Annotated in this window: 13 protein-coding genes; all 13 read right to left on the reverse strand. The window is 44.1% G+C overall.

The window, feature by feature from the left end:
• Nucleotides 1-2: 2 nt before the first annotated feature.
• The 13 genes from atpG to V7R35_RS07540 all read right to left on the reverse strand — a co-directional run bounded on the left by atpG (nucleotide 3) and on the right by V7R35_RS07540 (nucleotide 13,343).
• Nucleotides 3-863: a F0F1 ATP synthase subunit gamma gene (gene atpG / locus V7R35_RS07480; protein WP_334014107.1), complete on the reverse strand. Its 861-nt coding sequence runs from the start codon at nucleotides 861-863 to the stop codon at nucleotides 3-5.
• 58 nt (nucleotides 864-921) lie between these two features.
• Nucleotides 922-2,463: a F0F1 ATP synthase subunit alpha gene (gene atpA, locus V7R35_RS07485; RefSeq protein WP_334014108.1), complete on the reverse strand. Its 1,542-nt coding sequence runs from the start codon at nucleotides 2,461-2,463 to the stop codon at nucleotides 922-924.
• 13 nt (nucleotides 2,464-2,476) lie between these two features.
• Nucleotides 2,477-3,010, reverse strand: coding sequence for a F0F1 ATP synthase subunit delta (gene atpH / locus V7R35_RS07490; protein ID WP_334014109.1), 534 nt, complete (start codon nucleotides 3,008-3,010; stop codon nucleotides 2,477-2,479).
• Nucleotides 3,011-3,024: 14 nt separating this feature from the next.
• Nucleotides 3,025-3,495, reverse strand: coding sequence for a F0F1 ATP synthase subunit B (atpF, locus tag V7R35_RS07495; protein WP_334014110.1), 471 nt, complete (start codon nucleotides 3,493-3,495; stop codon nucleotides 3,025-3,027).
• 45 nt (nucleotides 3,496-3,540) lie between these two features.
• Complete coding sequence (gene atpE, locus V7R35_RS07500) at nucleotides 3,541-3,762, reverse strand: F0F1 ATP synthase subunit C (protein ID WP_012520222.1); 222 nt, start codon at nucleotides 3,760-3,762, stop codon at nucleotides 3,541-3,543.
• A gap of 99 nt (nucleotides 3,763-3,861) precedes the next feature.
• Entirely contained in the window at nucleotides 3,862-4,695 is an 834-nt protein-coding gene (atpB, locus tag V7R35_RS07505; RefSeq protein WP_334014111.1) for a F0F1 ATP synthase subunit A, read from the reverse strand.
• A 95-nt stretch (nucleotides 4,696-4,790) separates the two neighbouring features.
• A complete protein-coding gene (locus tag V7R35_RS07510; RefSeq protein WP_334014112.1) occupies nucleotides 4,791-5,177 on the reverse strand; it encodes an ATP synthase subunit I in 387 nt (128 codons plus the stop codon).
• 206 nt (nucleotides 5,178-5,383) lie between these two features.
• Nucleotides 5,384-6,262, reverse strand: a complete 879-nt coding sequence (locus V7R35_RS07515; protein WP_334014113.1) for a ParB/RepB/Spo0J family partition protein — start codon at nucleotides 6,260-6,262, stop codon at nucleotides 5,384-5,386.
• Nucleotides 6,263-6,307: 45 nt separating this feature from the next.
• The gene (locus V7R35_RS07520; protein WP_334014114.1) at nucleotides 6,308-7,102 is read right to left on the reverse strand and encodes a ParA family protein; all 795 of its coding nucleotides are present in this window, start codon (nucleotides 7,100-7,102) and stop codon (nucleotides 6,308-6,310) included.
• A gap of 11 nt (nucleotides 7,103-7,113) precedes the next feature.
• Nucleotides 7,114-7,749 (reverse strand): 16S rRNA (guanine(527)-N(7))-methyltransferase RsmG, encoded by a 636-nt coding sequence (rsmG, locus tag V7R35_RS07525; RefSeq protein WP_334014115.1) that lies wholly within the window; start codon nucleotides 7,747-7,749, stop codon nucleotides 7,114-7,116.
• 184 nt (nucleotides 7,750-7,933) lie between these two features.
• Complete coding sequence (gene mnmG, locus V7R35_RS07530; protein WP_334014117.1) at nucleotides 7,934-9,835, reverse strand: tRNA uridine-5-carboxymethylaminomethyl(34) synthesis enzyme MnmG; 1,902 nt, start codon at nucleotides 9,833-9,835, stop codon at nucleotides 7,934-7,936.
• A 654-nt stretch (nucleotides 9,836-10,489) separates the two neighbouring features.
• Nucleotides 10,490-12,094 carry an ATP-binding cassette domain-containing protein gene (locus tag V7R35_RS07535; RefSeq protein ID WP_334014118.1) on the reverse strand — a complete coding sequence of 535 codons (1,605 nt, stop codon included), beginning with the start codon at nucleotides 12,092-12,094 and terminating at the stop codon, nucleotides 10,490-10,492.
• Between the two features lie 421 nt (nucleotides 12,095-12,515).
• Nucleotides 12,516-13,343 (reverse strand): DnaA ATPase domain-containing protein, encoded by an 828-nt coding sequence (locus tag V7R35_RS07540; RefSeq protein WP_334014119.1) that lies wholly within the window; start codon nucleotides 13,341-13,343, stop codon nucleotides 12,516-12,518.
• Nucleotides 13,344-13,345 lie beyond the last annotated feature (2 nt).

Genomic DNA, 13,345 nt, shown 5'->3' on the forward strand with positions numbered 1-13,345 from the left:
GCCTACACCGCTGCGGCACCGCCAACAATCTCACTAATTTCTTGAGTGATTGCGGCCTGACGCGCTTTGTTATATACCAGTTGTAACTCATCAATAAGGTTACCGGCATTGTCGGTTGCTGCCTTCATGGCAACCATTCGCGCAGCTTGCTCTGACGCTGCGTTTTCTACAACACCCTGATACACCTGAGACTCAATGTAACGTACCATTAATGCTTCCAAAATCTCTTTTGGATCTGGCTCGTAAATGTAGTCCCAACGATGTTGATATTCTTCGTCTTCCGACTTTGGCAAAGGCAATAACTGATTGATCACAGGTGTCTGTGTCATGGTGTTAACGAAGTCATTGAATACCAAGAATACTCGGTCTAATTTTCCTTCGTCGTACGCATTAAGCATTACACGTACAACACCTACTACATCGCTTACCGACGGCTTGTCACCTAAACCAGATTCAGCGGCTAACAAAGTGCCACCAAAACGGTTAAAGAAACCGCACGCCTTAGAGCCTAATGCAGCAAAATCTACTTCCACACCCTGGTCGCGCCATTTCTTCACGTCCTGAGTTACTAGCTTAAACTCGTTGGTGTTCAAACCACCACATAAGCCTCGGTCAGTAGATATCACAATATAACCAACACGCTTGACTTCACGCTCTTCCAAATAAGGATGGCGGTATTCAAGGTTACCGTTAGCAATGTGACCAATCACTTTTAGCATGTTTTGTGCGTATGGACGACCAGAGGTCATGCGTTCTTGCGCCTTTTTCATTTTAGACGCAGCAACCATTTCCATCGCACTGGTAATCTTCTGAGTATTCTTGATACTCCCAATCTTACCTTTTATCTCTTTACCGCTGGCCATGACTATCTCTCCGATTACTCAACGAAATGCGCTGGTGGTTAAACACCAGCACCATTGATTACCAAGTTTGTGTCGCTTTAAAGTTAGTTAAAGCGTCGCTCAACTTGCCGGCAATCTCGTCGTTGTAGTTACCTGATTCGTTGATAGTCTTCATCAGCTCAGCATGTTCACTGTTCATGTACGAGTGAAGAGCAGCTTCAAAATCTAGGATTTTTGGAAGCTCGATGTCCTTAAGGAACCCTTTCTCTACTGCGAACAGAGAAACACCCATGTCAGCGATAGAAAGTGGAGCGTACTGTTTCTGCTTCATTAGCTCAGTTACGCGCTCACCGTGCTCTAGCTGTTCACGAGTTGCATCATCAAGGTCAGAAGCAAACTGCGAGAACGCCGCAAGTTCACGATACTGAGCTAGGGCTAGACGGATACCGCCACCCAACTTCTTGATAATTTTAGTTTGTGCAGCACCACCAACACGCGATACCGAGATACCAGCGTTAACCGCTGGACGGATACCTGCGTTGAACAAGTCAGTTTCTAGGAAGATCTGACCGTCAGTAATCGAGATTACGTTAGTTGGTACGAAAGCTGATACGTCACCTGCTTGCGTTTCGATAATTGGAAGCGCAGTAAGTGAACCAGTTTGACCTTTAACTTCACCGTTAGTGTAACGCTCAACGTATTGCTCGTTTACACGTGCAGCACGCTCTAGTAGGCGTGAGTGAAGATAGAATACGTCACCTGGGTAAGCTTCACGGCCTGGTGGACGCTTAAGTAGTAGTGAGATTTGACGGTAAGCAACAGCTTGCTTAGACAAATCATCATATACGATTAGCGCATCTTCACCGCGGTCACGGAAGTATTCACCCATAGTACAACCAGAGTATGGCGCTAGGTATTGAAGCGCTGCAGACTCAGAAGCAGAAGCAGCAACAACGATAGTGTGCTCAAGCGCACCGTGCTCTTCTAGCTTACGTACTACGTTAGCGATAGTAGACGCTTTCTGACCAACCGCTACGTACACACATTTAACGCCTGTACCTTTTTGGTTGATGATTGCGTCAACAGCCATTGCTGTTTTACCACACTGACGGTCACCGATGATAAGCTCACGCTGACCACGACCAACTGGGATCATAGCGTCAACTGACTTATAACCAGTTTGGATTGGTTGGTCTACTGATTGACGCTCGATTACACCAGGTGCAATTTTTTCAACCGGCTCGAAGCCAGCTGCGTCGATCGCGCCCTTACCGTCGATAGGCTCACCAAGTGTGTTTACAACACGACCCAGTAGCGCTGTACCAACTGGTACTTCGAGGATACGACCTGTAGATTGTACTTTTACGCCTTCCTGTAGGTCAGCGTATGGGCCCATTACAACGGCACCAACTGAGTCTCGCTCAAGGTTTAGTGCAATTGCGTAGCGGCTTCCAGGAAGCTCGATCATTTCACCTTGCATTACATCTGCAAGACCATGAATGCGGATAATACCGTCAGTTACTGCGACGATAGTACCTTCATTGCGTGCTTCACTGGTTACATTGAACTGTTCAATTCTTTTCTTGATCAGTTCAGCAATTTCAGTGGAATTAAGTTGCATGCTCTTATCCCCGTTATGCTTGCAACGCGTCTGCTAGACGGTTCAATTTCGACTTTACGGAACCATCAATTACTGTATCGCCGGCTTTAATAACCATTCCAGCGATAAGGGCAGGGTCCACGTTACAATTAAGCTTCACTTTACGTGCCAAACGTTTTTCCAAAGATGCAATCAACTCACTTTGTTGTGCATCTGTCAGCGTTGATGCTGAGGTTACGTCCACTTCTACTTCTTTGTCGTACTCTGCTTTAAACGCATCGAACAAAGTAGAAATTTCAGGCAACGCGGCTAAACGTTTATTCTCAGCCAATACCTTCACTAGGTTTTGGCCGTGTTCGTCGAGTTGCTCACCACAAACATTGTTAAAAATGTCGGCAAGCGTGTCAGCGGCAACCGCACCAGACAAAAGCTGGTGCATGTCATCGTTCGCTGCTACAGCGCCTGCAAAGGCTAGCATTTCTTGCCATTTTGCAACGGCATCTTTCTCGACAGCAAAATCGAAAGCAGCTTTAGCGTAAGGACGAGCAGCGGTTGTCAATTCAGACATGGCTCATCTCCCTATTAAAGCTCAGCGACAAGTTTTTCAACAATGTCGTTTTGTGCGTTTGCATCGATTTCACGTTGTAAGATTTGCTGTGCGCCAGCTACTGCAAGTGCAGAAACCTGCTTGCGCAAATCTTCTTTGGCACGATTGCGTTCAGCTTCAATCTCGGCATAACCAGAAGCGATAATTTTCTCGCGTTCCGCATGGCCTTTTTGCGTTTCTTCGTCAACCAATTGGTTGGCACGCTTTTTAGCCTGCTCGATAATTTCAGCTGCTTGCGCTTTCGCATCTTTCAATTGCTCAGAAGCTTTCGCTTGAGCAAGCTCTAGGTCTTTCTCTGCACGCTCAGAAGCTTCAAGCCCATCGGCAATTTTCTTCTGACGTTCTTCAATCGCTGCCATTAGTGGAGGCCATACATATTTCATGCAGAACACCACGAACACAGCGAAGGCGATTAATTGACCAATAAAAGTGGCGTTAAAATTCACAATCGCCCCTCCTCTTAAAGTTCGCTAAAAAAGTGTTTAGTAAAATTAGGCACCAACAGCGAACAATAGGTATAGAGCGATACCAACACCGATCATCGCGATGGCGTCGATAAGACCCGCTACGATGAACATTTTAACTTGTAGTTGAGGTGCTAGTTCAGGTTGACGAGCAGCAGATTCAAGGAATTTACCACCTAGTAGACCGAAACCAATAGCGGTACCTAGGGCACCAAGACCAATCAGTAGTGCAACAGCGATGTATAACATTTACGTCTCCGATTTAAGTTAAATTTAAAGTTAATGTTTAAAAGTCAAACTCTGTAATAAACGGTGTCGATAACAGCGTTAACCGACACCCGTTAATGCTTAGTGGTCTTCACACGCCAGGCTTAAGTACACGATGGTTAGCATCATGAAAATAAACGCTTGAAGCGGAAGTACCAGAATATGGAACACAGCCCACATAAAGTGCAGTGGAAGCTGGAAATAACCAATGGTAGCAATCAGGATAAAGATTAGCTCACTGGCGTATAAGTTACCGAACAAACGCAGTGCTAGTGAAAGCGGACGCGCAAGTAACGTAACGGTTTCAAGAATGAAGTTCACCGGAATGAAAACAGGGTGACCAAAAGGTTGCATCGTTAGCTCTTTGGCAAAGCCACCAATACCCTTCATCTTGATTGAATAAAATAGGATAAGAATAAACACGCCTGAAGCCAGCGCAAACGTTAGGTTAAGGTCAGTAGTCGGTACCGCCTTGTTGTAAACGTCGTGAGGATCCATACCAAAAGCAGCTTGGCCAATTAGACCAGATACCCATGGAATTAAATCAACAGGCACTAGATCCATTAGGTTCATTAGCAATACCCATACGAAGATGGTCAGCGCTAATGGCGCAATAAGCGCGCTTTTACCGTGGAAAGTGCTTTTCACGTTGTCGTCAACAAATTCAACAACTAACTCAACAAACGCCTGCATTTTGCCAGGTACGCCCGTTGTTGCTTTTGATGCAACGCTTCTAAAGATAATTAGGAAAAGAAGACCAAGACCGATAGACCATGCCAACGTGTCGACATGCCATGCCCAAAAACCAGCATCAGAACACGCTTTGTTAAACGCGACTCCGTTGTCAGTTGAGCACATAGTGGCATTGGTCAAGTGGTGCTTGATGTATTCTGAGGTAGTGTATTCAGATGCCATTGTTTAACCCAAGTTGTAAAGTGTAAAAATTTGGTGACTGGTTTATTTGCTTCAAACGGTCGTTATTCTGTTCGTTCTTGCGGCTGTTGCCGACTTTATTCTTTCGTACCGTAATGAAACATTGCTAACCCATGGCTAGCAGTTGTAATCACAAAAGCCATAAATATCTCAAGTGGCGTGGCGCTTAAGCCTTTAAACGCAATTACAAATAAAATGATTGTCAGTGCCAGCTTCAATTTTGAGCCTTGGCTAAAACTACGTGCAACAAGGTCGTTCTTGCTTGCTCCGGCATACCGAAATGCGAACAACATAAAAACGATATTCGGCAGAATGCTTATCAATGCTCCTGCGGCGGCTGACATGGCGGAATGACTTCCCGATGCAGCGCCTGCGATTGTGGTGACGATAAGGGCAGTAATTGCCTGAAAAAGTAGCCCTTTTCTGGCGAGGTCTTTGCCTCGTTTTGCTAGCTTGTTCGTCACTTTTTCTCGCCGCTTGTTCACGTCTTACAAAAAGCGTCAGAAGTATACTGTTTTACCGACAATTTTCAACAGTACAACGCTTTTTGAAAGTTATTATGAAAATTTTCTGTTGCTATAACCGGAAAGGAGAGTGCACGCTTTTTTTGTTGCATGTACCATCGTTAGCGGATAGGTTCTGCTAATAACTCTGCAATTCAATTTTTAACTTATTGTATTTTAGAGATAATTCCATCTAATTGTTCTAAATCACTAAAGCTTATAGTGAGCTTCCCTTTGCCTTTCGCATTGTGATCAATGCTTACTGGTGCACCTAAATTTTCTGAAAGTCGTGTCATAAGGTTTTCAACATCAGGATCAACTTTCTTCTCAGGCTTCGGTTTTGCAGGCTCAAGTAGCTTTTTCACCAGCTTTTCAGTGTCGCGTACCGTTAACCCTTTACCCGACACAACTTGTGCAGCGTCAGATTGAGTTTCGCCATCAAGGGCTAATAATGCACGAGCGTGGCCCATTTCAATGTCGCCATGCTCCACTAAAAGCTTAACGTCTTCATTGAGATTATTTAGGCGCAGTAAGTTCGTTACGGTAGTACGTGACTTACCAACCGCTTCGGCAACTTCTTGATGAGTAAGCGCGAATTCGTTCATTAAACGGTCTAACGCCTGCGCTTCTTCCATTGCGTTTAAATCTTCACGCTGAATATTCTCAATTAGCGCGATAGCAACAGCGGCTTCATCAGGCACGTTTTTAATGATGCATGGTACTTCATCTAACTGCGCAAGCTGAGATGCACGCCAGCGACGTTCACCAGCAATAATTTCGAATCGATGTTCATCGACTTTTCGCACCACAATAGGCTGAATAACGCCTTGCGCACGAATGGAAGACGCTAATTCTTCTAACGCTTCGGGAGACATGTCTTTACGAGGTTGGTATTTCCCCGGCACTAAAAACTCAATAGGAAGCTTGCTTAACTCTCCGTTGGTTTGTACAACCTCGGCGCTATCTTGTTCGCGTTGAGCTGATGATTGGCTGGTTGCAAGTAGCGCATCTAAGCCGCGACCAAGGCCTCTTTTACGTGCTGACATAGTGTCCTCTATGGCATGTGCTGATATGTTTCAGCTTTTTAAGATTTAACTGGCTTTTGCCTGTGCAGGCGAAGATTTATCCCGACGACGCAATATTTCGCCAGCCAATGCTAAGTACGCTTTAGCGCCTGTTGATGACTTGTCGTAGTACATCGCTGGCGTACCAAAACTTGGTGCTTCTGCAAGACGCACGTTACGTGGGATAACCGTACGATAAACTTGCTCACCAAAATGGCGTTTCAATTGTTCAGAAACGTCGTTAGCTAGTCGATTTCGCGGGTCGTACATAGTACGCAATACGCCTTCAATCTTCAATTCAGGATTCACCACTGACGCCAATTTTTGAATGGTGTCCATCAGTGCTGTTAACCCTTCCAGTGCATAGTATTCACACTGCATTGGCACCATGACAGAATCAGCTGCAGCAAGTGCGTTTACGGTAAGTTGGTTTAGCGAAGGAGGGCAGTCGATAAAAATAAAATCGTAGTAATCCATCACAGGCTTCAACGCATTGCGAAGGCGTACTTCACGGGCAAACATTTCCATCAGCTTAATTTCAGCTGCGGTTACATCGCCGTTTGCCGCAATAAGGTCGTATTTTCCGCTTGTCGCTTTAACAATAACGTCATTGATAGGCTTTTCTTCAATCAGTAATTCGAACGCGGTTGCATCAACATCATATTTGTCTACGCCGCTCCCCATCGTTGCATTGCCCTGAGGGTCAAGATCGATAAGCAATACTTTGCGCTTAGTTGCTGCCATTGAGGCTGCAACATTCACTGCAGTCGTCGTTTTGCCAACACCACCTTTTTGATTCGCGATTGCGATTACCTTTGCCACGTTAGATCCTGTTATTTCTTTTTCAGCCAAACGAGATGTCTTTCACCTACAAGATTTGGCACAGTGAGGTTTTCCGTTTTACTCACATGAAAGTGATCACTCACTTCATCTATCTCATCTTGAGGAAACTGACCTTTAAGCGCCAAAAACTGACCTTCTGAATCTACCAGATGCGCGCACCAGTGCAACATATCTTTTAGTGATGCGAAAGCGCGACTAAGTACAATATCGTACGGGCGCTCGCCATGATGCTCTTCCACACGGCTCTGTACAGGGGTTACATTAGTGAGTTTCAATGTGTGCACGCACTGTGTCATAAATCGAACGCGTTTACCTAATGAATCGAGAAGCGTAAACGATTTGTCAGGAAATGCTATGGCTAGCGGCATTCCCGGAAGTCCAGGACCCGTGCCAACATCAATAATGTTATCGCCAGAAAGGTGCGGCACAATGGCCAAAGAATCGAGAATATGTTTTACCATCATTTGCTTTGGATCGCGCACCGAGGTTAGGTTGTACGCTTTATTCCACTTATCAATCATTACCACGTAGTTAACCAACTGCTGTTGCTGTATGTCACTTAGTTCGAGTGATAAGGCATCAAGGCCCGAGGTTAATATGGCGTGCAATTCTTGTTGTATGCTCATTGATAAGTCTTTCTTTTTTAGATGATATTTAACGCATTTCTGTGCGTTCGGACGCACTTGCAAGAGTTACTTGTCGAATATTTGGATTTGCGGATACAGGCTTCTCCAAGATCATTTGTAATGATACGCTAAGATCTCGGAAAAGCTAAGTGCTTGTGATGGTTGCCGGCGTTAAGTGCGTGTTTTACGCACTGATTTTTTCCTGCTTGCGCAACATACCGTGTTTTTTCAAGTAAACCAGAAGCAGAGAAATGGCGGCCGGCGTTATTCCCGATATACGAGATGCCTTGCCAATGGTCTCAGGTCGCGCTTCCGTAAGCTTTGCAATGACCTCATTCGACAGGCCTGATATTTTGCTAAAGTCCATATCAACAGGTAACAACGTGTTTTCATGGCGCTGTGTTTTGGCTATCTCGTCCATTTGACGCGCAATATATCCGGCATACTTAATTTGAATTTCAACTTGCTCTGCTGCGATCGGATCTTCTAATCCCGGCCCCACACTTTCAATTTCCATAAGTTGCGAATATGTCATTTCGGGACGACGAATTAATTCCTCAAGGGAATGTTCGCGGCTAACAGGATTTTTAAGCATGGTGTTAAGTTCAGGCGTCGCCGCGTGGTCTGGGTGTATCCATTGACCTCGTAAGCGTTGAAGCTCACTTTCTACAGCTTCCATTTTGTCGTTGAACTTGGCCCAACGCGCATCATCAACCAAGCCAATTTCACGGCCCATTGCCGTTAGGCGGCTGTCGGCATTGTCTTCACGTAGTAACAGGCGGTATTCAGCACGGCTTGTAAACATACGATATGGCTCTTTGGTTCCCATGGTAGCCAAATCGTCAATAAGTACGCCCACATACGCTTGGTCGCGACGAAGAATTAATGGATCTTTTTGCTGAACTTGTAGAGCTGCATTTGCACCGGCCACCAAACCTTGAGCACCAGCCTCTTCATAGCCCGTAGTACCGTTGATTTGCCCAGCAAAAAACAACCCTTCAATGAATTTTGTTTCCAGCGTTTGTTTTAAATCGCGAGGATCAAAGAAATCATACTCAATGGCATACCCAGGACGCACTATGTGCGCATTTTCAAAACCTTTTATCGAACGCACTAAGTTCATTTGCACATCAAATGGCAAACTTGTAGAGATCCCGTTTGGATACACCTCAATGCTATTAAGGCCTTCAGGCTCAACAAAAATTTGGTGCGACGTTTTATCAGCAAAACGCGTGATCTTATCTTCAATGCTGGGGCAGTAACGCGGGCCAATACCCTCGATAACACCGGTAAACATAGGAGAGCGATCAAGACCACCGCGTATAATGTCATGCGTCTTTTCATTCGTATGCGTGATGTAGCACGGGATTTGCGTCGGATGCATTTCACGGTTCCCCATGAAAGAAAACACAGGTGTAGGATTATCTCCAGGCTGTGGCTGCATCACAGAAAAGTCCAATGAACGGGCATCTAATCGAGCTGGTGTTCCTGTTTTTAAACGGTCAACGCGGAAGGGCAATGCGCGAAGTCTATCAGCAAGCGCGATAGAAGGTGGATCGCCTGCACGCCCGCCTTTGTAATTCTCTAAACCGATATGAATAGTGCCACCAAGGAATGTTCCTACCGTTAGTACTACGGTTTTGGCCTTAAATTTCAAGCCCATTTGCGTTACAACACCGCAGACACGGTCATTCTCAACAATAATGTCATCAACGCTTTGTTGGAATAACGTCAGATTTTCTTGGTTTTCAACAATTTCTTTAATCGCGTTTTTATAAAGTGTTCTGTCGGCTTGCGCTCGCGTAGCGCGAACGGCTGGACCTTTGCTTGAGTTAAGTGTTCTAAACTGAATACCACCTTTATCGGTGGCAAGTGCCATTGCACCACCTAATGCATCGATCTCTTTAACAAGATGCCCTTTACCGATCCCACCAATAGCTGGGTTACAAGACATTTGCCCAATGGTTTCAATATTGTGAGTAAGCAATAGTGTATTTGCCCCCATGCGCGCAGCCGCTAGTGCAGCCTCTGTACCTGCATGTCCACCACCTACTACTATGACATCATATGCTTCAGCATAAAACATGGATAACCTCACTGAAAAACCAATACTTACTTAAAACCGATGCGTGTTTAGCTATTCAAAACTCGATTTAAACTAAAACACTTTAATCAGACTGTGCTGAAAAAAGGGCGCGTATTTTATCTGACTTATTGGACAAATAAAATGATTAAATTTTCCTCAAATGAGGTTTGTTGAAAAGTGTGATCGAGAAATAAGATCTTAAGATCTCTTTTAGATCTGTTTATTTTTACTTTTATTAGGATCATCAAGATCTGTGGGTAACCGATCAAAGCGCATAAAGATCATCAAGTTACGCGATCAATAACATTGGGAAACACCGATCCATAACCCCCCTTCAAACTTGTGTATAAACCCCCTTTTTATCCACACCCTGATTTCTGCGAAAAGTTATTCTTTTTTCGATCAAAGCTTATGCACAGTGGTTTGTAGGATCCTATCCACAGGCGTGATCAAGATGTGATCCAGTTGGGGATAAAATGTTTGCTAATTATGTATGGTGATCAGAAGATCCTGTAGGAATAAGCTTTCTAACTCGATCTTGTTGTGGAGAAGATTTTTTCGAAAACCTGTGATTAGATCGCGTGATCGTGTTTTTATCAAACGATCACATTCTGTAATTTTTTGGAAAATTTTTTTCACTTATCAGCGTTAACATCATTTTTTTACATGAATAGTGTCGGTTATTCCGCAGTCAGCGATAAAAACAGTGTCGTGACTGATTAACAAAATACCGCCTTTGTATTCTTTTATTGCACGTGCAAGTATTGTCTTCGCGTCGATATCAAGATGATTATCGGGTTCATCTAGTAATAAAAAAGGGCACTGCCTTTGATTACTTACCACCAGCATCGCCAATACCATTTGTTGTCCGCCGCTTAACGTTTCTACAGATTGATTAGCCATATCGTTTCTAAGACCTGCGCTGGCCAACAGCGTTCTAGCATGACTTATTGACAAGATAGGGCATTGCTCGACGAGGTAATCCAGAACTGTTTGTTGAGTGTTAAGTAAGCAAAAATGCTGGTCGAGGTATGCTGTAACCGTGTTTATAGAAAGCTTTCCATATTTCGGTGGCAAGCTACCGCAAAGGGTTTTTAATAATGTTGATTTTCCGCTGCCATTAGTACCAGTTACATGAAGCTTCTCGCTTGCATTTATACCAAGAGAAAGCGGTTTCTGAGAACCAAATTTAAGTACAACGTTATCACATGAAAAAGCCGTCTTATTAACTATTTGGGTTGTACCATTACTGTGCGCGTCCAAATAAAACCGTAAGGGTTTGTTGGTAAGAGAAGAACTTGAATATTGCTTTGAAAGTTGGCGTGTTTGCTCATTGATTAGTGCGGCTCTTGTTCGTTCGTTTTTGCTTCTTGCTGAAGCGGCTTTTGTAGCATTATCGCGTTTTTTATCTAATAAAACTTTTGCTTGGCTTCCTTCTTTGCGTTGCTTGTTGCCGGCGCTTGCTCTTCGCTGTGCTTTTTCGTAATTATGTTGCGCCTGTTTTTCTAAATGTTTCGTTTGTTGCATCAATACACCAAACTTTCTTTTCAAAGCGTCATGTTGTGCAGTTTTTTGCGCGATGTAGGCGTGATAGTTTCCACCGAAGATATGCAGTGTTTGATCAGCAACTTCCCATATTTCTTCCATATCATTTAATAGCATTCGATCGTGGCTTACTAGTACTACAGCACCCTCATATTTGCTAATTTTATCTGCAAGCCACTGTTTACCGTGTAGGTCTAGGTGGTTCGATGGTTCATCCAAAATTAATAGTGCATGTTTGTTTTCAAAAAGCGTCAGCAATTTTAGCTTGCTGTATTCACCACCGCTTAGTTTGCTTACAGGCATGGTAGTGTCGTCAGGCAAGTTAATAGCGCGTAGCCTACTTACTACATCATGGTGTGCGTTCCAATTGTCGCCAATGACGTCGAAAAGTACGGGTTCGCAATGTCCTAAAGCCACTCTATCAAGCGCATTTAGTACATCACTTACACTTAAAAGCTCAGCAATAGTTTGTGATTGAGATGGTAAAAAACGGTCTGATATCTGTGAGAAATAGCCGATGTTAGGTGCACGTTGCACGTGCCCTTGTGTGGGCAGAATATCGCCGTACAGTAAAGCAGCAAGTAGCGATTTCCCAGCACCATTTTTGCCCACAATGCCAGTGCGTTTGTGGGTTAGGTTGACGGTAAGGTTTTTAAACAGCGTGCGGCCGTCATCAAGTTCATAGGTGAGTTGGTGTGCAGAAAGTAAAGGCATAGGTTGCTCCCGTTTGACAGGGGCAAGCGCAGTGAAAGCCTATTTGGCGTTTTTTGTGACAGCTGTGCGTGATATGTATAGCGTTTTCGGTCTAGTTTTTAACGTTTAGCTTTAAATCGCCTGGCTTTAAATACTGTTCCTAAGGCTGATGCAAATCAGTGTAAGAATAATGAAAAAGCGATTGGCGGTACACGAGTGACTGGCGATTATATGTAATTGCTATGTAATTACAGACACAAGCACAAAAGAGGCATTGATGGTGCGCCTACTAACCCTGTAGATCGAAAAAAGATAAAAGTATGATCTGCAGGTATTAGTTGTTCATGTTGGCGCAAACTCCAAGAAGTGAATGGCCATAAAATAATCAAATGAAAGAAAGGCGTCAAGTCAGACGCCTTTATCTCATGTTTTTTTGAAGAAATTAACGCACTTGGTTCGGCTGGTACCTGGGCTGTGCAGTAGAGCTTTGCATATCTTCTTGCTCAATGGTTAGCCCTTCTCGACGACTAGGACCTTGAAAGCGTACTTTGTATGTATCGTATTCTTTGATAGATTCAAAACAATAGCGACCAAGCGCATTCTCAAGTTCCGCAAGGTTATGATTAGTAATTAAAATACAGTTTTTCTTGTTAACCAAACGCTGTCGTAACAAATTACCAAACCAGCTTTGCGCATTTTTCTTAAGTGCTGATTCGTTAACGCATACTTCATCTAAAATAAGGAGATCTACGTCTAGTAGTTCCTGATGTATTTCTCTAAAACGCTGGCTAGCATTGTCTGTTGCTGCAAAGTCGTAAGAAAAGTTTCGCATTTCTAGTAACGATGATAACTGACGATACAAAACCGTAATCTCGTATTGTTCTATCAACTGATGCGCAATAGCGCCTGCAATGTGAGACTTGCCGCGCCCGTAATCACCGTAAAACAGCATCATGTGCGAGCCACTCTGGCGCCACGCAGGGTCATCGTGAGCTGCAATAAAAGATTGCGCAATAGATACTGCTTCAATGACATCGTCGCTGTCTTCAACAAGATTAGCGAAGGTCCATTTAGGGTTTAGGTCAGAACGGCCATGAATAGCTTCTACACGCGCTTTCTTGCTGCGCTGCTGCAGTTGCGATACTTCTTCATTCGCTTTCGCTTCGTATTGCTTACGAAGCGTTTTATAGTCGATGTATTCATCACCGGGATCGACGTTCTTTTTAAGTGCTTTTGCTAAATTTGCAATTTTGTCTGTTATACGATCCATAA

It is taken from the genome of Alteromonas sp. S167 (genome assembly GCF_036864375.1).
Lineage (GTDB): Bacteria > Pseudomonadota > Gammaproteobacteria > Enterobacterales > Alteromonadaceae > Alteromonas.

Bases quoted from the DNA above. Each gene is read 5' to 3' on its own strand.
- atpH (WP_334014109.1), bottom strand. From the start codon at position 3,010: ATGTCTGAATTGACAACCGCTGCTCGTCCTTACGCTAAAGCTGCTTTC.
- V7R35_RS07540 (WP_334014119.1), bottom strand. From the start codon at position 13,343: ATGGATCGTATAACAGACAAAATTGCAAATTTAGCAAAAGCACTTAAA.
- atpB (WP_334014111.1), bottom strand. From the start codon at position 4,695: ATGGCATCTGAATACACTACCTCAGAATACATCAAGCACCACTTGACC.
- V7R35_RS07515 (WP_334014113.1), bottom strand. From the start codon at position 6,262: ATGTCAGCACGTAAAAGAGGCCTTGGTCGCGGCTTAGATGCGCTACTT.
- mnmG (WP_334014117.1), bottom strand. From the start codon at position 9,835: ATGTTTTATGCTGAAGCATATGATGTCATAGTAGTAGGTGGTGGACAT.
- V7R35_RS07535 (WP_334014118.1), bottom strand. From the start codon at position 12,094: ATGCCTTTACTTTCTGCACACCAACTCACCTATGAACTTGATGACGGC.
- atpE (WP_012520222.1), bottom strand. From the start codon at position 3,762: ATGTTATACATCGCTGTTGCACTACTGATTGGTCTTGGTGCCCTAGGT.
- atpA (WP_334014108.1), bottom strand. From the start codon at position 2,463: ATGCAACTTAATTCCACTGAAATTGCTGAACTGATCAAGAAAAGAATT.
- rsmG (WP_334014115.1), bottom strand. From the start codon at position 7,749: ATGAGCATACAACAAGAATTGCACGCCATATTAACCTCGGGCCTTGAT.
- atpG (WP_334014107.1), bottom strand. From the start codon at position 863: ATGGCCAGCGGTAAAGAGATAAAAGGTAAGATTGGGAGTATCAAGAAT.